The sequence below is a fragment of the Pseudoalteromonas sp. SCSIO 43101 genome (genome assembly GCF_023650775.1).
Taxonomy (GTDB): domain Bacteria; phylum Pseudomonadota; class Gammaproteobacteria; order Enterobacterales; family Alteromonadaceae; genus Pseudoalteromonas; species Pseudoalteromonas apostichopi.
In genome coordinates this window covers 3173426-3190872 of sequence record NZ_CP072673.1, presented here as the reverse complement: position 1 = coordinate 3190872, position 17447 = coordinate 3173426, and the positions used below count along the sequence as shown (strand labels likewise).

18 protein-coding genes and 1 pseudogene are annotated in these 17447 nt (G+C 35.4%); 10 read left to right on the top strand and 9 right to left on the bottom strand.

Going from position 1 to position 17447, the window contains the following annotated elements; all coding sequences use genetic code 11:
* Positions 1–562: 562 nt before the first annotated feature.
* A complete protein-coding gene (locus J8Z25_RS14775; protein WP_250661302.1) occupies positions 563–1606 on the top strand; it encodes an HNH endonuclease in 1044 nt (347 codons plus the stop codon).
* 24 nt (positions 1607–1630) lie between these two features.
* A complete protein-coding gene (locus tag J8Z25_RS14770; RefSeq protein ID WP_250661301.1) occupies positions 1631–2416 on the top strand; it encodes an endonuclease in 786 nt (261 codons plus the stop codon).
* 124 nt (positions 2417–2540) lie between these two features.
* Here the strand turns inward: J8Z25_RS14770 and J8Z25_RS14765 are convergent, their stop codons facing one another.
* Complete coding sequence (locus J8Z25_RS14765) at positions 2541–3155, bottom strand: hypothetical protein (RefSeq protein ID WP_250661300.1); 615 nt, start codon at positions 3153–3155, stop codon at positions 2541–2543.
* Positions 3156–3242: 87 nt separating this feature from the next.
* On the bottom strand, positions 3243–5048 hold the full coding sequence (locus J8Z25_RS14760; protein WP_250661299.1) for an AAA family ATPase: 1806 nt from the start codon (positions 5046–5048) through the stop codon (positions 3243–3245).
* Between the two features lie 453 nt (positions 5049–5501).
* Here J8Z25_RS14760 and J8Z25_RS14755 point away from each other — a divergent pair, with 453 nt between their 5' ends.
* Positions 5502–6233: a helix-turn-helix domain-containing protein gene (locus tag J8Z25_RS14755; RefSeq protein WP_250661298.1), complete on the top strand. Its 732-nt coding sequence runs from the start codon at positions 5502–5504 to the stop codon at positions 6231–6233.
* A 199-nt stretch (positions 6234–6432) separates the two neighbouring features.
* Here J8Z25_RS14755 and J8Z25_RS14750 read toward each other — a convergent pair whose 3' ends face one another.
* From J8Z25_RS14750 to J8Z25_RS14730, 5 genes are all read right to left on the bottom strand, one after another.
* Positions 6433–6879: a lecithin retinol acyltransferase family protein gene (locus J8Z25_RS14750; RefSeq protein WP_250661297.1), complete on the bottom strand. Its 447-nt coding sequence runs from the start codon at positions 6877–6879 to the stop codon at positions 6433–6435.
* 169 nt (positions 6880–7048) lie between these two features.
* Positions 7049–7453: a DUF2787 family protein gene (locus J8Z25_RS14745; protein WP_250661296.1), complete on the bottom strand. Its 405-nt coding sequence runs from the start codon at positions 7451–7453 to the stop codon at positions 7049–7051.
* Positions 7454–7533: 80 nt separating this feature from the next.
* Complete coding sequence (locus J8Z25_RS14740) at positions 7534–8040, bottom strand: hypothetical protein (protein WP_250661295.1); 507 nt, start codon at positions 8038–8040, stop codon at positions 7534–7536.
* A gap of 101 nt (positions 8041–8141) precedes the next feature.
* Positions 8142–8501, bottom strand: a complete 360-nt coding sequence (locus J8Z25_RS14735) for a hypothetical protein (RefSeq protein WP_250661294.1) — start codon at positions 8499–8501, stop codon at positions 8142–8144.
* 108 nt (positions 8502–8609) lie between these two features.
* Entirely contained in the window at positions 8610–9785 is a 1176-nt protein-coding gene (locus tag J8Z25_RS14730; protein ID WP_250661293.1) for a site-specific integrase, read from the bottom strand.
* A 539-nt stretch (positions 9786–10324) separates the two neighbouring features.
* On the opposite strand from J8Z25_RS14730, the gene J8Z25_RS14725 reads away from it, so the two are divergent.
* The 3 genes from J8Z25_RS14725 to J8Z25_RS14715 all read left to right on the top strand — a co-directional run bounded on the left by J8Z25_RS14725 (position 10325) and on the right by J8Z25_RS14715 (position 13001).
* Entirely contained in the window at positions 10325–11272 is a 948-nt protein-coding gene (locus J8Z25_RS14725; protein ID WP_074989424.1) for an IS30 family transposase, read from the top strand.
* A gap of 291 nt (positions 11273–11563) precedes the next feature.
* Complete coding sequence (locus tag J8Z25_RS14720) at positions 11564–12610, top strand: HD-GYP domain-containing protein (RefSeq protein WP_250661292.1); 1047 nt, start codon at positions 11564–11566, stop codon at positions 12608–12610.
* Complete coding sequence (locus J8Z25_RS14715; RefSeq protein WP_203984074.1) at positions 12603–13001, top strand: winged helix-turn-helix domain-containing protein; 399 nt, start codon at positions 12603–12605, stop codon at positions 12999–13001. Before J8Z25_RS14720 ends, J8Z25_RS14715 begins: the two co-directional genes overlap by 8 nt.
* A 245-nt stretch (positions 13002–13246) precedes the next feature.
* Here J8Z25_RS14715 and J8Z25_RS14710 read toward each other — a convergent pair whose 3' ends face one another.
* Entirely contained in the window at positions 13247–14155 is a 909-nt protein-coding gene (locus J8Z25_RS14710; RefSeq protein ID WP_250662039.1) for an IS30 family transposase, read from the bottom strand.
* A 613-nt stretch (positions 14156–14768) separates the two neighbouring features.
* Here J8Z25_RS14710 and J8Z25_RS14705 point away from each other — a divergent pair.
* Genes J8Z25_RS14705 through J8Z25_RS14695 form a run of 3 tightly spaced genes read left to right on the top strand, consistent with a single transcriptional unit; the run spans position 14769 to position 16168 of the window.
* Positions 14769–15152 carry a winged helix-turn-helix domain-containing protein gene (locus J8Z25_RS14705; RefSeq protein ID WP_250661291.1) on the top strand — a complete coding sequence of 128 codons (384 nt, stop codon included), beginning with the start codon at positions 14769–14771 and terminating at the stop codon, positions 15150–15152.
* Between the two features lie 15 nt (positions 15153–15167).
* Positions 15168–15878 carry an EAL domain-containing protein gene (locus J8Z25_RS14700; protein WP_250661290.1) on the top strand — a complete coding sequence of 237 codons (711 nt, stop codon included), beginning with the start codon at positions 15168–15170 and terminating at the stop codon, positions 15876–15878.
* A 26-nt stretch (positions 15879–15904) separates the two neighbouring features.
* Positions 15905–16168 carry a hypothetical protein gene (locus J8Z25_RS14695; protein ID WP_203984057.1) on the top strand — a complete coding sequence of 88 codons (264 nt, stop codon included), beginning with the start codon at positions 15905–15907 and terminating at the stop codon, positions 16166–16168.
* A 258-nt stretch (positions 16169–16426) separates the two neighbouring features.
* Here J8Z25_RS14695 and J8Z25_RS14690 read toward each other — a convergent pair.
* A pseudogene (locus J8Z25_RS14690) lies at positions 16427–16710 on the bottom strand (iron-sulfur binding domain-containing protein); the annotation flags it as partial.
* On the opposite strand from J8Z25_RS14690, the gene J8Z25_RS14685 reads away from it, so the two are divergent.
* Entirely contained in the window at positions 16646–17446 is an 801-nt protein-coding gene (locus J8Z25_RS14685) for a hypothetical protein (protein WP_250662051.1), read from the top strand. The pseudogene J8Z25_RS14690 and the gene J8Z25_RS14685 sit on opposite strands and share 65 nt — an antisense overlap.
* Position 17447: the final 1 nt, after the last annotated feature.

The window sequence follows — 17447 nt, the reverse complement described above, 5'->3', positions numbered from 1 at the left end:
TGGGACTACGAAGCATGATGGAGCTAATTTCGCTGAGAGTAGCATATCTTCGATATTATCAAATTCTTCAAGGAAAAATATTGGCTCTTCATGTAGGAATAAAAAAATGTTGGGATCAAAAGCAATCAATGGAGTAATAAGATGTTATTGGTTTCCATAGTGTAAGATTTTTGGTAGGTTTGCTCCGTTGGTTGAATGATTAGTGCTAGATACTATATTCCTTGTGAGCAAACCATATTTTTAATACTCTCTCAGAGTTTCTTGTTTCAAACTATCTCCCGCATTTCCCGCAAAAAATTCTACATTTGAATTTTTAAACCTAATTATATTTATAAATTTTAAATTTTCGGGAGTTTTATTTTTTCTTTAATTTTCTTATGGTTATAGTTGCATTGGAAGATGTGAGCTAAGCACTTCATCAATAGTTAAATAGCAGTTTTATTTTGTAATTTTGAGCTTTCCGTCAAATTAGTAGTGAGTAAATTACAAAATAAAACTGATATGGTGTAGTTTTAACTTGCTTTGGGTACCAAATATGTAGATTAAAATCTTAAGGAAATTGATGTTTAAAGACGCAAAAAAACTCATACAGAATAGTATCTATGATAAGGCGTTAAAGTCACCTGATGTAACTACCAAAACAAAGAATGTAATTAAAAGCCATAAGACGTGGCTAGATAGCTTCAAAACAGTTGGCGACATTTATCGATTTTTGCAGTGGGCAATAAATTCAAACTCTGGGAAAAGCTTAAGAGTTGAACTAGAGCACAATAATATAAATACTTATGATTCTATAATCAGTAAGTTTGAAAAGCAGTATAGATCTGAATTAACGTTGGTGACAAAGCTCGCAGACTTTAAGCACAGAGAATCTTATATGTCTCGTGAGCTTTTGATGTCTATTGGTAAGTATGACACTCGTTTGGGGGGAATACAGTTACATGAGAGCGAAGGGGTTATCAAAGAAATTGTTATTAAAGCAACTTTAAATGACGGCAAATATCCTAATGAGTGGTTATCACATGGCAAGTTATTAAAGTACTATATGAAAAGCATATCGGGTGTGTTTAGTGAAGATTATAAAGATAATCAGGCAATCATGAATTCATTTGATATACCAATACACGCTTTTGTTCGCGAAAATGCCTCGGAGAAGCTGTTTAAGTATTATGGTGTTTTTAAATATTTAAGCCATGTAACAGATGATGATTCAGGAAAATGGTTTACATTAGAAAGCGAACTTAATAATCGTGTCTTATCTACCGAAGATGTCTATAAGGAACTTAATCAGGCTATCAATAAGTCAAAAAGCGACTCGACACAAACAAGGAAAAAAAGGTTATTAAAAGCAGATAAGAAGCCAAAGAAAAAGTATATCATGACTCCTGTCTACGATAGAAACCCAGACGTAATAGTTGAAGTTTTAGAAAGGGCTGGTGGAAAGTGTGAAAGATGTCTGAGCGATGCTCCATTTATAAAAAGAAAAGATGGCACACCATACCTAGAAGTTCATCATATTATTCGTTTAGCTGACGAGGGAGAGGATACCGTTGAGAATGCAATTGCTCTTTGCCCCAACTGCCACAGAGAAGCTCATTACGGTTAACTAGCTTTAATTACAAGGATTTTTATGAAAAAGTTAATTGCAATAATAATTATCATATTGTCGCTACCAGCGGTAGCAAATTATCCATCAAGCTTTTCAAGTGCGAAGAGTAAAGCTGAAAAGTATGTTTATTACGATAGAGATAAGACATTCTATTGTCAGTGTGATTTTGTTTTTGATGATATCGCAGATATTGATAACGATGGCGATGTAAAAGAAACAAAAGTTAACCCGCAGAGCTGTGGATATAACCCACGCAACCCGATTACATCATCAGGTAAAGAGAATAAACGAGTATCACGTATAGAATGGGAACATGTAATGCCAGCCCATTTGATCGGAGGTCACTTGGATCAATGGCAGGATCCTGAAAATTATAACGAGTGTAAAAGAGCTAATGGTAAATATTTGTCAGGCAGAGACTGTGCTTATAAATTGGTTCCCTCGTTTAAAAAAGCTCACAATGATATGAATAACTTAACCCCCGCAGTAGGAGAACTTAATGGGGATAGGTCTAATTTTAGTTTTGCTGTCATTGAAGGTGAGCAGAGAGCTTATGGTCAATGTGATTTTGAAGTCGATTTTGACAGAGATTTGGCTGAGCCTGCTGATTTTGTGAAAGGTAACATTGCTCGTATTTATTTTCACATGATTAAAGAGCACGGTGCTATCATTTCAAATGAAGAAATGGAGATGATGAACTCATGGGATAAAGTTGACCCTGTTGATGAATGGGAGTGTGAAAGAAATAAGCGAATAGAAGCTACGCAAGGATTAGCCAATAGTTTTGTAACTAAAGTGTGTCAGTAACTTCAGAGCCCGTTATGTTATGACTATTATTCACTTAACTATCTAAGTACGTTTTGGATAATTGCTGATTAGGGTTAATGTTAATGTGCGTATTGGTAAAATTAAATAGTTAATGGCACCATTTTTAATATCTTTCGTAATTCATTAGTGCTGCGATATGTCTAATTTCATTTGCATTACTACGAATTCGTTTGGCTTCTTTTTCAAAACTTTCAATTAATATAACAGTATTAACATCTTCAGTTAATTTAGTAATGGACATAATAATAGTAAATAAGACCCATGAGGCATCAATTGCTAAATCAATCATATTGTCGTCAATATAAGCATCACCACACTCTCTATTTCTCACCTCACCGTGCCAGCTTGGATTTCTAATAAACATTGCCGTATCACCTGGAACCAAGTATCCATGAAATAATGAATGGCGGTAACTCATCAAATCTTTTGCTGCCAAGGCTGCTGTTTTTAGCACATAATTTGCTTTAGGAGTTAAATCGTTTCTACCACTCTCTAATACTTCGATCCACTTATGAGCGGAGGTTTTATCTGTTGAAGGCCTAGTACCTTCAACTTGTTCATTTCTTAAGACCCAAACAGCCCTTTCTAGATGAGATTCAAACAATCCCCAAGTAACTGCGAAAACACCAATCTTTTGTTGTACCTCAATTGATATCCCAAGCTCTTTGAGCTTTAGCGTAGCTAATAAAGCATTGCTTGTATGTGTTGCGAACGTCATAGTGTTCTCCTGGGACTTTAGTATAAGTAACTGGTAATAATTGCTGCTAATCGTAGCAAATACGATTGTTTTGATTTGAGGGTTTTGTCATATTTTATGACACAATTTTAAAATCTGAGATATCAATGTTTTAATATCAACATGTATTTCGTCCGCTTCCATGGCATTGGCAATATCATATTTAGAAATTTTATATTTGCTCGTTAAGCAATCAGCCCCTTCAGTTAAAATTGGTTTTGAGGGTAATTCTTGGTATGCCTTAATTATTTTATTAGGATCGTAAGCACTTAGGTCTACACCAAAAACTTTAGCACTGTCAATTATTTCTTTTTCAGTGCTTTTAGCTGCTTTAGCAATAGCTTTAGGAGAAAGTAAATAAGACTCTATATATCTAAATCTCCAAGTTCTAGCTAATAGTCCATCTTTATCACAACCTAAATTGTCTTTATCTAATAAACTTTCAGTAATAGTTTCAAATGGCTGACCATCTCGATCTCTTATACTTATACCAGTTAAACCACTTATAACTCGCTTCAATTGTTTGAATAAATGCTGACGTTCTACATGTTTGCCAGGCCAAGCCCAAATAACTATATCTTTAGGTATAGGAGTCCCAATTTTTTCTGCTAAGATTCCTAATGTCACTGCATCTGATTTATTTTCAACAAACAGTACTTTTTTTGTTCTTTGTAACTTGTGCAATTGAGGAGAAAACTCAGAGCCAAGCCCAGTTATTAAGCCTATTTTTTGAGATTCTTCATTTAATAAGCTGACTTTGCCCTCCTCAAATTTCATTATATTTTCAGGTGGTTGGGATGCTATGAGCTCTGTGGAGTGAGTAGCAAATAATATTTGTTTTTGGTATTTTTCTGCTAAAATGTTCAACTCAGCTAGTAGTGAAAACTGTAATGAAGGATGCAAGTGTGCATCTGGTTCATCTAAAAATATAACTTGGTAAAGTGGGTCTAAGGCCAAAGACAACACGTTTAAGAGTTGGAGAAAGCCGCTACCTTCTACCATAATATCTCGTCTATTAAACCCTGAGTGTTTGATAAACTTAGTTCCAGCCTCGTTATATGCACCTTTCCAATACTCTATTTTAATATAGCTATGGTAGTCTTCGTTAAAATCGTGAACTACTAATTCAATATCAAAAAGTCTCCGCATTACCTCAAGTAAGTGCTCCCAACGGTCAGTTTCGCGAAGCTGTATTAGATCTGAAAGTGGGATTCTATTTTTATCACCTTGTAGTTGCTTTCTCTTTGCTTGGTTGATTTTATAAAGTTCTAATAATGTGTTGCGCATTACTGAACCACTTAAACCTTGTCCTACAAGACGAGCTCTCATTGCTTTAGTATGAAATGGCTCTCTATTTAAAATGCCTGCAAAGGGCGGTATATAAGCAACTTGAGGTAATTTTTCATTTTTTTCAATATTAGATTTTGTAGTTTTTACAAATAGTCGTTCATTAGCTAAAGAGAGAGAGAAGCGTAAACAGCGGGGGTCATCATATAAACTATTAATCCACTTAACCTCCAGCCACAATGTATAACCATCAGGTTCTTTATTTCCTTGACGATCTACTTCAGGTGTAATTCTTAAGTTAGTCCATAAATGTTTTAATGATGGAATATTTAATGGAAGAAAGTCTTCGATATTAACACCTACTCCTTGTTTCTTACCAATATGCTCATTTAGTAAACCGCTATCACCGTGTTCTAGCTTTATCAGATTCTTACAAAACTCCCATAAGGCGAATGCCTGCATAAAAGTGGACTTGCCTGAATTGTTCGAACCCGATAATAGGCAAAATCCATTAGGTGTACTTATAGTTTTATTTCTATATCTTTTGAAACGATGTAAATCTATTTCTTGAATTGTTATGACTTCCAATTAATAACCTCTACTATTGGCTCAAATCACAGATGATCTAATAATTTAGCTAGAGGGCACTTTCCTTTTTGAAAATGTCCTTATTTTACAAGATTCTATTAATATCAAATTGATTGAATTTTTGCCAATTATAAATCCATTTCTTCATATAGACTGCTTTATTATTAAAAGAGAAAGTTATTTTCAGAGTATAACTAAAAACATATTTTCAATATGGTTAAAAGTTTGATTTTATTTGGTTTGTTCCTTTATTTTTGACTCAATATCGAGCGAAAGCGCTGCCGCTTTTTCCAAATTTAGCTGGTCTTGTTGGTTTATGATGAATATCTTAAAGTGGTATTTGATCATAAAAATGTCTTTACATTAAACTTGTTTGTTCATATTATGATTTTTAATCAGTGGGTGCATCACTTGAAACTAATTTAACTACATAAAAATGAGGTATGGTAAGGAATGGCACATTTTATTGACGGCCCTAATTACGAGTTTGCTATGCGCTTAATAGAACTTCGACGTGAAAAAAAATGTACACAAGAAGAGTTAGCTAAAGCTATTGGTGTGGATAAGCGTTCTATTTCAATGTACGAAAATGGTCATACTTTCCCTCGAGAAGACACCATCAAACGTTTGGCACTGGAACTAAACACGGAGCCGGACTGGCTAGCGAATGGTGAAACAGAGGAAAGCCGAAATTTCCAAGCACAACTAAACGAGAAAAATAATTCCGATACCTCGATGTTTGTAAAAAGAATCGAACTTCTTTATATAGAAAGCTGGGATCATATAGGACAAGAAAAAACTATTACTTACAGTGCATCACCTAAGTATGAATCACAATGTTCTGACTTAGATAAGTTTGTTTCTATTTCGACTTCACCGGTAGAGCAATTTAAAGCTGTAGAATACCCTGGAGCCTTGCCATTTAATGTCTCATATCCACCAGGTGCAATTATTATTTTTGATTCAAAGAAGTGGGGGATCAAAGAAATTCCTTCAGGCAGTGATGTTATTTACAAACTAAAAGCAGGGGAAAATACACCTGGCTTAAGAAAGCTTTTAAAAGAGCCAGGGGGGGAACCAATCCTCATTCCGGCTGATTCATTACACCCCGTTACGCCAATAAAAGCGAATCATTTAAACATAGAAATACTTGGAGTTGTCAAAACTGTAGTCATTCACAAATAATTTAAATCAAGCCAGAAGCTAGCCTATTCTTTACTAGGTTAGTTTCTGGTCTATTGATGCAGTAATGCGGTACTCTAGACTTTACTTAAAGAGTTGACCCAAATGAGTTAATTAAACAAACTGAAAAAACTTATTGCACACTATGCTCTATTGACAGTAGTACTATTTAGTAATTTATGGTTACTGTATTATCCAGTTTTTAGAACCTCCAAGGACGCCAGTTATTAAAGTTAATCTGTTCTTCCATGGTCATCTCAAGTATCCATAAAAAGTTATTCGCATTCCCGTCAAAGTCACCAGTCAAACACCCTGCCACAAATTGATGGCAGTTATCGAATAACAAGTTATATTTTCGTGATGTATTAAGTTTCTTTTTGGCTCTATTAGACGCTATATTTGACCCTACGGGCTTTTCACCACAACATGACACATGTATCGTTGAAGCCGTAGTGCCTGCTGTGAACCTTTCTGGACTTACCATTTCTACTTGACCCTTACCGTTTAGGTGAACAATCTGGTTGCTACCTATGTATATGCCTGAGTGACTTGCTAAGTTTGAGAATAAGTCACAGTAGACAACACTACCTATAACTGGTTTGACACATTTTCTCTCAAACTTATCTAACTGATGAATAAGACCTATCATTTTAATATCCATAAATTGAAGTTTATAGCGCCAACCGGATTAGTAACTCGATTACCATTGATTTGAGGTTTTTAGAGCTACTGACATTGATTGACGCCGTCGTTGGCTTGGTGAGTTAGGGGCGCTTACTAGAAGAAAGTAAGCGCCCTAGTTACTGTCTATACTTGGGCTAGTTGACGTAGACAGTTGTTGTGTAAACATCCATTTTAAAATAAGTGATAAAGTTACTGATGCTTAAGTCACATAACGACTGTGCAGTGTCACCTTTAAGTAATCCGCAACCTGCTAAATAAACTTCACCTTCATTAAAGTTTAGGTTTATTTCTGGTCGCAATTCACTTGCATGGTTTATTGCGTGGCAGTCCGTGAAAGTTACGAGTTGCCAATTCTCCTCTGCCTTTTCTAGGTTAATAAACACGGGGTGAAAGCCACCTTTTTCATAAGAATAATTAGTATCTTGAAAAGAAAGGTTTATACACTTATCCGTGGGCTTTATGCTATTGATGGCTACTTTTCTAATAATCACCAACAAGTCATCGCTTACAGTGAAGTAAGTTGGCTTGGTTATGTTCATAGTGTGCTTCTAATTGAAAAAAGTTGAGGGGTAGGTGTTAAGCAAGCTGGTATGCGTTAACTACAGAGGTGTTGTGTTACTTAGCTTGCCACCGTTGGTTGTGGCAGCGGCTTTAACTTGTTTAAAGCATCTTGCTGATTAGTGATGAGGGGATTTACTTGATGTGAATAAATTCCTTTTTCAGCGGGTACCAACAATGCGATATCTTTGTCTCTTAAAATAGCCGCCAGGAAAGATGTGTTGTTACTAGAAGCTCCGTTTATTACTGACTTAAATATACTGGATTTAAAAGGTTGGTCTTTGTGCTTATCTAGCAACGTGTAAATAGCTTCCATGCTTATCCACTCTTTAGAGAATAGTCCTGCATCACTATTGCTGGTGGCACGAATGTAAAGTTCTTTATCTTGCTTATTTCTAGCAAGCTCAAATCCAATCGTTCCATTTGATTTAGTTGATAACTTACCCGTGAGCCCGACTAATACTGTGTGGTAATCGAGATCAGCTGCATCTGATTTTTCAATGCTAACTTCACTTTGTTCAATAACGTCAGAGTTAGTTTTAGCATCTTTTTTATTTTGTGTAGACATAATGTTTCCTTAATAAAGTAATTAACATAGTTAGGGTTGTTTGTGCGAGATAGCGGGTTATATAGGGTTTGTCACCATCACAGATGACATGTATAAGCCCGTTAATAAGAGGCAAGAAAATGAGCTTTGATGGGTTCTGATATAACCACATAAATACCTCCTCCATTGTCTTGAGTAATAAGTAAGTAAACACTTAAGTCATAATTAAACTTTTCAACAAACTCAGGGTTATCCAGCGCTTCTTTTAAAACGCTTATGAACTGTTTACTCAGGGTGTGTTTAATGAGTTCTATATCGTCGTGGTGGGTAAATATGACTAAAATTGTTGAGCACGTTTGCCAAAACTCATTTGCTTCATGCTCAGTTGAAAAGGGGAGGTAGAGTTGTTTTACAAGCTCCTCACTGATTTCGTCTTTAAGTGATAACTCATTTCCATTTGGTATTCGATTGAATAATTGCATTGGTTTTCTCCAATAAAAAGCCCATTCCAATAGAAGGAATGGGCTAAATTGATAATTGATTGTGCATTGACTTTTACAGAGTCGATAATCCAAATAGTGAGGGTTTTACTATTCAAATAGGTCAGATAAGTGTTCACTTGTGCGCTTAAGTGATTCAGATGTTAGTTTGGCATAGCGTTGCGTGCTCACAATTGATGCATGGGCCAATTGCTCTTGTACTAATCTCAAGCTGACACCTGAGCTAACTAGGTTTGATGCAACAGAATGACGTAGGGTATGAATACACACATCTGTATCATCGATGTTTGCGTGCTTTAGTAACTTTTTAAATGTCTTTCTTACACAGCGCAATGGCTTACCAGCGACCTTACTTGCAAACAAGTAAGGGTTGTTTCTTTTGAGCGGAACTAGAGCAATAAAAGATAATAAGAGGTCAGTAATATGTACAGTGCGCGGCTTACCTGTCTTGGTGGTAGGGATATAAATAATCCTATTTTTGATATCAATATCTTTTACTTTAATATTCGACACTTCAGAGCGTCTAAGTCCTGTTAATGCAAGAGTCGCAATAAATCCAGAGATGGTTTTATTTGAGTATTTTTTACATTCAGCTAATAGGCGCTTTATTTCGTGTTTAGTTAGGAAGCGGGTTCTTGCGTTGTTTAATTTGTATAGCTTTACTGGCTTACATACATCTTTCTCTACTACGCCAAGCTCTTTTGCATAGCGAGTCATAGACTTCAAAAGCAATAGAACTTGATTACAGGTCGCTGGAGCATAGGTTTTACCATATTTATTGAGGGTTTCAGTTAACTCAATGTGTAATTTCTGGACCTCTATAGTCGTTAGGTCTCTGTATTCCAAGAGTGCAAAACGCTTGTGTAATATCGAGTCCCAACGGTAAAGATCATCGACCCATGTTTTCTTTCGTTTCTTAATCATGGGTAGGTAATGTTCTTTAAAAAACTCTCCCATAGTCATGTGCAATAGTTTGTCATTGCTAGACTTTGGATTTTTGCCTTCTAATAAAGTTAATCGGTGCTTTTGTGCGACTTTTCTAGCTGTAGCAACGTTGATATCACCAAATTTACCGAGCGCCATGCTTTGCTTTTTACCCTGATAGGTATAGCGAAATAAAAAGCGTTTGTTACCTGATTTGCCGACTAAGCACTTCAAGCCTGTAATCTGCGTATCACTGTATTCAGACTCGGTTGACTTTGAGTTTCTGGGATTAGATGGAAGTGATGCAATTTGTTTATCGTTGAACTTAAATTGTTTATTCATATTAACCTCCTGAATATATTCAAATGGTTAATATATGTTTGAAAATAATGGTTAATTCGGTTTTATCTGTGAATCAAAAGATCGAAAAGAGGCTGTTTTATTCATTTTATGTTAGGAATTTAGCTCTACAAATCAGACGAACGGCTCATAGTGCTTTTTGGTCGGATTAGCTTGTGTCGCTAGGAAAGTTTTGGGATAGTTTGATGGAGCCATAATGGATACTTCACACAAGAATTTAATAAAGCTCATAGAGGTTTGTTGTTTTTTAAATATTTAAAATCCCTAATACTACCAACCTTTTATTGATGGAAGTTAGGTTGTTAGGGCTGGTTTATCTGAATCGAATGCCAGGACAGAGAACGCTTGCATAATTGATATTCGAGAGCAAAAGCACTCGATGCAATGAATAGAACTATTTTTGTGAAAAATTTAAGGCCCGAATTCAGATAATAAGTGCACCACTCATGGTTAAACGGTGAGAAGAGATCAACTGCCTGTTGGTGGTACTCTGTAATCGCCAAAAAACAAGAGTAGATACCATGAGTTACAAGCAGTTGATCGAAGGGCAAAGATACCAGATTGAGGCCTACTTACGCGAGGGTTTTAGCTATCGAGAGATAGGGAAAAGGCTAAAAGTGAGCCACAGCACTATAAGTCGTGAAGTTAGGCGCAATAGTACTCGAAGTCATTACTTGCCTGAGGTTGCACATTCAAAGGCATGTAAACGAAAACATCTAGCTGCCAAGTATTCCATGCCAGCACTTACAATTGCGTTCGTTGAGTTTGGATTGGAGCAAAAATGGAGCCCTGAGCAGGTTGCGGGTGTAAGCAAAATTATCGGGCATCCTGTGAGTCATGAATGGATTTATGGCTATATTCAAAAAGATAAATTGAGTGGTGGCAAGCTATACAAACACCTGCGACAAGGGCACAGACGTTATCGTAAAGGCAGCCGAAGCAAACGTGTCATCATCCCAAATCGTGTTGGCATTGAACATAGACCTGCGATTGTTGACACTAAGACACGATTTGGTGATTGGGAAGCGGATACAGTACTTGGCAAGCATGGTACGGGAGCAATCGTTAGTTTAGTCGAGCGTACAAGTAAGTTTTACCTGATACGCAAAGTGCCAGCAAAAAGTGCAGCGCAAGTGAGCAGAGCAATGATAGGTATGCTGTGGCGCTATCGACGCCATGTTCATACGATAACCGCAGACAACGGGAGTGAGTTTTGTGAACATGAGCATGTTTCAGACAAGCTAAAAACCGACATCTACTTTGCTAACCCCTACTCATCATGGGAAAGAGGGTTAAATGAGAACTTTAATGGCTTGTTGCGTCAATATATTCGCAAAGGCACTGATTTACGAACGGTGACAGATAAGCAAATTGCGCACATAGAAAAGGCGCTCAATGCGAGGCCGAGAAAATGTCTAGGGTTTAGGCAACCAGCGGTAATATTCGATGAATTACGCAAAGCAGCCTAATTTAGCGAGTGGTGCACTTCGGACTTGAATTCGCGGGAAAGTAATGTCAAATACTGCGACAGAGAAGCCAAAGGATAATTATACTAGACGATTTTTGATTTTTGGACTACCTAAATTTTCATCCTTAAATTTATTTACTCGAAAGGCTATTAAATAAAAAACACCGGCCAAAGAATTGACCTTAAATTAAATACCTGTCAAAATTTGTGGAGGATTTAAGATACCAATGGGATGGTGCCTCACAAAAAAAATTGTTAAGCCCTTCTGTGGCATCTACCAAGATAAATTCAAATGAAAAAAATACACTCATCCCAAGTTAAACTAGGAATGAAAGTTGTTAAGATCGATAAAAGTTGGTTAAGCACTCCTTTCATTAGACATCGTTTTGTGATAAGTACTGATAAACAGCTAAGTGAGCTTAAAAGAGCCTCCTTGAACCTTTATATTGCTGATGAAAAAAAAGATGTAAACATACTAGGCTTGAAAAAACACTCACCTGAACAAAGTGGTACTAAGTTAATTGAGCGTTCTTTTAAACTGTTGAGTATTGTGCTTAATGAAAATCGGGCTAGCTCCTATCTCAACTCGTATAAAATTAAATTAGTCGTGAACTCACTTGTTATTCAAGTCTTAAAAGATGATAAAACACATGTCTACCTAGACAATATACATTTTAATTCCTCAGGAATTGCTAAAAAGTCTTTACGAGTTTTGATTATTTATTTGACATTTTGTAAGTACCTCGGAATAAATAAAGATAAATTAAAAATTATAGGCTATGCAGCTTTATTACATGATATTGGGATGTTGTATCTACCAATTGATATCAATAATCAGAAAAGACTGAATACTAGTGAGAAGGAAGCAATAAAATCTCATACAGTTCTTGCAGTACAGCACATAAAAAGTAACACAAAATTTTCTGACTTTGTATGCAAGATAATAGGGTCTCATCATGAAAACTACAATGGTAGTGGTTACCCTAACGGTCTCAAAGGGCGACAGATAAATCTTTATTCCAGAATGCTTTCGTTAACTTGTGCTTACGAAGCAATGACGCGTGTAAGAGGGTATAGACCTCAATTAAAACCTATTGATGCTCTAAGTGAGATTCTGAAGTCATCAGGAATTATGTTTGATCCTCGCCTTGTTGCTCGATTTATTGAGATGATGGGTATATACCCAGTCGGCACTAAACTTCAGATTATCAATGGTGAAAAAGTTGAAGTTTTAAAGCGAACTCACGAAAATCATTATTTTGTTAGACCTTGCAAAAGTAATACTAAGGACGCTTACATTTTAAAAAGTAATTCATCGATAAAGGTTATAAATGAATAGTTTAAATTTTGTCATCAATGCTACCTCTTCAAACGACTCTTTATTAGATAATAACGAAGAGTTATGCAGTAAAAGATGCAATAAATGCGATTTATTCCCCTACGACAAACTTAGTAGTAAAGGAATAATTAAAACGACCGGACTTCGCACACTTCAAATCTTTGGCCAGCAATATAAAGTTAGCTCACATGGGTATCGACTAACTTGCGCACTAGTGCGTCATCACAATAGTATTTTGTCTAAAGAATATTTAATAAAATATGCTTGGCCAGATTCCAAAGTGGTAAGCAATAATTTAAATGTTGCAATCTCTGATCTACGCATTTTATTCAAAGATACCAGCATTAATATTACTAATTACAGAAAAAAAGGTTACGCCCTATCGTTATAATATTATAATTTATCTTTTTACTTTAATTGGAGCTATTGCTTTAAATAGCTCTAATTAAAATAGAAACTAGGCAGACCCTATTTATATTTAATATCGTGCTTGTATTAGTTAAAAATATTTCTTGTTATTAGACTTCATATTCAATTTTATTGTGGAGCCTTAATTGAACACTAGTTTTTTATAATCATAACCTTCATATGATAAGTTACTCGCGAATTCAAGTCCGAAGTGCACCACTCGCTAAATTAGGCTGCTTTGCGTAATTCATCGAATATTACCGCTGGTTGCCTAAACCCTAGACATTTTCTCGGCCTCGCATTGAGCGCCTTTTCTATGTGCGCAATTTGCTTATCTGTCACCGTTCGTAAATCAGTGCCTTTGCGAATATATTGACGCAACAAGCCATTAAAGTTCTCATTTAACCCTCTTTCCCATGATGAGTAGGGGTTAGCAAAGTAGATGTCGGTTTTTAGCTTGTCTGAAACATGCTCATGTTCACAAAACTCACTCCCGTTGTCTGCGGTTATCGTATGAACATGGCGTCGATAGCGCCACAGCATACCTATCATTGCTCTGCTCACTTGCGCTGCACTTTTTGCTGGCACTTTGCGTATCAGGTAAAACTTACTTGTACGCTCGACTAAACTAACGATTGCTCCCGTACCATGCTTGCCAAGTACTGTATCCGCTTCCCAATCACCAAATCGTGTCTTAGTGTCAACAATCGCAGGCCTATGTTCAATGCCAACACGATTTGGGATGATGACACGTTTGCTTCGGCTGCCTTTACGATAACGTCTGTGCCCTTGTCGCAGATGTTTGTATAGCTTGCCACCACTCAATTTATCTTTTTGAATATAGCCATAAATCCATTCATGACTCACAGGATGCCCGATAATTTTGCTTACACCCGCAACCTGCTCAGGGCTCCATTTTTGCTCCAATCCAAACTCAACGAACGCAATTGTAAGTGCTGACATGGAATACTTGGCAGCTAGATGTTTTCGTTTACATGCCTTTGAATGTGCAACCTCAGGCAAGTAATGACTTCGAGTACTATTGCGCCTAACTTCACGACTTATAGTGCTGTGGCTCACTTTTAGCCTTTTCCCTATCTCTCGATAGCTAAAACCCTCGCGTAAGTAGGCCTCAATCTGGTATCTCTACCCTTCGATCAACTGCTTGTAACTCATGGTATCTACTCTTGTTTTTTGGCGATTACAGAGTACCACCAACAGGCAGTTGATCTCTTCTCACCGTTTAACCATGAGTGGTGCACTTATTATCTGAATTCGGGCTTTAAGATTAATTATAAATTTTATAATTCTTATTGTTGTGAATATTTGTAATAAAATGTAAACAAGGTTTGAATCTTATATTCAACAAAGTTTAAAGCTAAGGGAAAAAGCAATGAATTGTATACTTAACACAAGTTGTAGTATTGAAAAAAAGTTCTTTCTGGATTTGGCATTTGATTTATCTGAACAATGCTTAAAACTTTTAGAAAATGATGATCGGATATTCTTTCCAATTTACTTAAATCTTTTAAGGGATATATGCAGTAATTTATCAATTGGATTTTACTTTCCTATTACCTCTAATTTAGATAAAGAAATGAAGTCTTTATTAATAGCACTAAATGGAAGGATATATAATGAAACCATTTATGAATACCATAGTTTACCTTCAAATTTTAAGAGCAATCAGCTAATTTCCAAGTTTGCCATTTGAGAGTCAGTAAATTTTTATAAATAGGTTATAGTTATCATGAACGCTTCTGTAGATTTAATCAAAATTTCAAGTGCACAAAGCTGCATCCATTTTTGTAAAAGGTGCCCGTTAAATAATGAGATTAACTATGAAAAAAAAATCCAATTAATCCCAAATAGCCAGAATATATTTATCGATGGTATTAAGGTTGTTTTATCAAATCGGGGGTTTAGGTTGCTTTGCGCATTAATAAATAATATTAACAAGCCTCTTAGTTTTTCATATTTAATTGAATACGGTTGGCCAGATTGTAGCGTCGTTAAGAACAACCTTACAGTAACCATATCAGAAATGAGAACAGCCTTGCGCTTTTCTAGTTTTGAGTTAGTAAATATTAGAGGTGTGGGCTATATGCTTACTGACCATCAAACAGTTTCTTAATATTTGGATAATATTATGCATTACCTAAAAAGTTTTAGTTTTCATTCAGATATTTGGGGGAGTGTAGACCTTCAACCTCGTCTCGAAAAAATATCAGCTTCTTATAGCAGTTATGACAGTGCTGAAATAGTTTGCTCTGTAACTTCACAAAAGGGAAAAATTAATGCTGAAATCTTTTTTTCTAGTATAAGCAATTGCGAACAAGTTGAAATTTTTAGGTTGCTATTAAACATTATATTAGCTGACATAAGAAATCTTAAGTACACAATCAGCTTAAATACACCTGATTCGGTAGTTAAGAATCTTAGTCAATTTTTTAAAATTTTTGAATGCAACCCACAGCAAAAGATAGCACTTGAGCTAAATGAAAGAAACATTGACCACCTGACAGAGACTGACTTTAACACATTAAATTCAATTAACAATTTTTCCAATATTTTTTTATGGCTTGATGATTTTGGTACTGGTCAATCAAATTTCGAGATTGTGATTTCTAACAAAATATCTTTCAGCGCTATTAAAGTATCAAAAGAGTTGTTTTGGGAGTTATTTAGTAGTGATAAGAAGTTTTTGCAAAGTTTATTAATTTATTTAGGGAAGAGGCATAAAGTAGTTGTTGAGGGGGTTTGTTCTACTAAACACTTTGACTTCTTGTCTCAAATTAATAATGTCTTTATGCAAGGATTCATATTCATGCATAAAGATGAGTTTGTGCTTAATGATTAGAATTTATTGACTCTATCAGGTTTATTATGAATAAAAATATCAGAAAAAAAATTATTGCAGAGATTCAGCATCTCATATATGAGATAAATGAACAAGATACTCGTATTAATTTGGAGCAACTGAAAAATTTATTTAATAAAGAAAATGATATCGATTTATGCTATTTAACTGTATGTTTGAATTTATTGAAAGTATTAGTAAATGAGTTAGGTAAAAAAAAGGAACATACTAATTGTAGTGAGATCCTTACTGATGAGGAGAAGTCTTTCTTAAATACGATTTTGCATTGAGCAATACAAAAACTTGTAGCAAATATATTGCAGTAACTTAAAATTAATTAGAAGCATAGCAAAGTTAAAAAAGTTTTTAGTGTTATAGTTTTGGTCTTTATTGTTATTTTTAAAATTTTTATACCCTTGTTACAAAGTTGGTATATTCAACCATCTTAATTTTCTATACAGTTTTAAACAATCATAATTTACGGGTGCTAGCTCTGTAATTTAAAAAACATATATGATACCTGATTAATATTCAATCCCACACTATGCTTACTTTTTTGTTTTTTCTTTAAATTCGCATAAATCTTCGATGATACATGAACCACACTTAGGTTTGCGTGCAGTACAGACGTATCTACCATGAAGGATAAACCAGTGATGCAAGTTAAACATGAACTCTGTCTTATTCGGCGTTTTTTTATGATGTCTTGTTCTGTTTGATCCACTGTCTTACCTTTAGCATAACCAGTACGATTAGCAAGGCGTTGGATGTGGGTGTCAACTGCTAAGAAGTATCTACCTTCATTATCTTTTAGCCAAGCAAAAGCTTGGTTTGATGCTAATCCAGAATACAAGAAAGTATGTATGATATTGGATGTTCATCTATCTCAATTTTACACAGGTTCAACTAATTGGCGTAAAGATGCCACTGTGAAGTTAATATTTGGTAAGAACCAATCTAAAGGAAGGGTTTCTGTCACACCAAATAAGGATAATGTTCGCATAAGGTTTGCACCATTAAATAGCTCTAAAATTATAAATGAAGAATTTATCAATTTTGATTTAGGTAAACTGCCTAGTGGTTGCGCGATAAAAGTTAGAGAGGTTGATAATATTTTTGATTATTACATACCTAAAAATGCTAACGACTTTCAATCATGTTTAGCCATTATTGATAAAGTCCTTGATAGGTTTGAGTTTGATAATTTTAGAACTCCCTCTGCTGAATGCTCGACAGATATGTGGAGTAATGATGCGGATACTAAAATAGTTAGACGAAAACTATCTGAATTTACCTCCGTTGTTCTTCGTGAACAAGAAATGGAGAAGCGATTTGTTAGATGGCTTAAATCTTCAAAAGGTATAGATGCTAGCTCTCAAGATACAGATGGTTTATTTAGAAGAGATGTTGTTTATACTGAGGATAATAGGTATGTAGTTGCGGAGCTTAAGTACACTAACTCTGTAATTCAAAATATCGAGATGGCCATTGGGCAGCTTTTACGATACACACTTCATCCTAATATAGGCCTTGTTGATCAAATACAGCTCTCTAACAAACTCACTTAAC

Coding starts and splice junctions, on each gene's coding strand:
- J8Z25_RS14700 (WP_250661290.1), top strand. CDS start 15,168: ATGCATTACCTAAAAAGTTTTAGTTTTCATTCAGATATTTGGGGGAGT.
- J8Z25_RS14755 (WP_250661298.1), top strand. CDS start 5,502: ATGGCACATTTTATTGACGGCCCTAATTACGAGTTTGCTATGCGCTTA.
- J8Z25_RS14685 (WP_250662051.1), top strand. CDS start 16,646: ATGTGGGTGTCAACTGCTAAGAAGTATCTACCTTCATTATCTTTTAGC.
- J8Z25_RS14765 (WP_250661300.1), bottom strand. CDS start 3,155: ATGACGTTCGCAACACATACAAGCAATGCTTTATTAGCTACGCTAAAG.
- J8Z25_RS14770 (WP_250661301.1), top strand. CDS start 1,631: ATGAAAAAGTTAATTGCAATAATAATTATCATATTGTCGCTACCAGCG.
- J8Z25_RS14705 (WP_250661291.1), top strand. CDS start 14,769: ATGAACGCTTCTGTAGATTTAATCAAAATTTCAAGTGCACAAAGCTGC.
- J8Z25_RS14725 (WP_074989424.1), top strand. CDS start 10,325: ATGAGTTACAAGCAGTTGATCGAAGGGCAAAGATACCAGATTGAGGCC.
- J8Z25_RS14750 (WP_250661297.1), bottom strand. CDS start 6,879: ATGATAGGTCTTATTCATCAGTTAGATAAGTTTGAGAGAAAATGTGTC.
- J8Z25_RS14775 (WP_250661302.1), top strand. CDS start 563: ATGTTTAAAGACGCAAAAAAACTCATACAGAATAGTATCTATGATAAG.
- J8Z25_RS14735 (WP_250661294.1), bottom strand. CDS start 8,501: ATGCAATTATTCAATCGAATACCAAATGGAAATGAGTTATCACTTAAA.
- J8Z25_RS14730 (WP_250661293.1), bottom strand. CDS start 9,785: ATGAATAAACAATTTAAGTTCAACGATAAACAAATTGCATCACTTCCA.
- J8Z25_RS14720 (WP_250661292.1), top strand. CDS start 11,564: ATGAAAAAAATACACTCATCCCAAGTTAAACTAGGAATGAAAGTTGTT.
- J8Z25_RS14740 (WP_250661295.1), bottom strand. CDS start 8,040: ATGTCTACACAAAATAAAAAAGATGCTAAAACTAACTCTGACGTTATT.
- J8Z25_RS14695 (WP_203984057.1), top strand. CDS start 15,905: ATGAATAAAAATATCAGAAAAAAAATTATTGCAGAGATTCAGCATCTC.
- J8Z25_RS14745 (WP_250661296.1), bottom strand. CDS start 7,453: ATGAACATAACCAAGCCAACTTACTTCACTGTAAGCGATGACTTGTTG.
- J8Z25_RS14715 (WP_203984074.1), top strand. CDS start 12,603: ATGAATAGTTTAAATTTTGTCATCAATGCTACCTCTTCAAACGACTCT.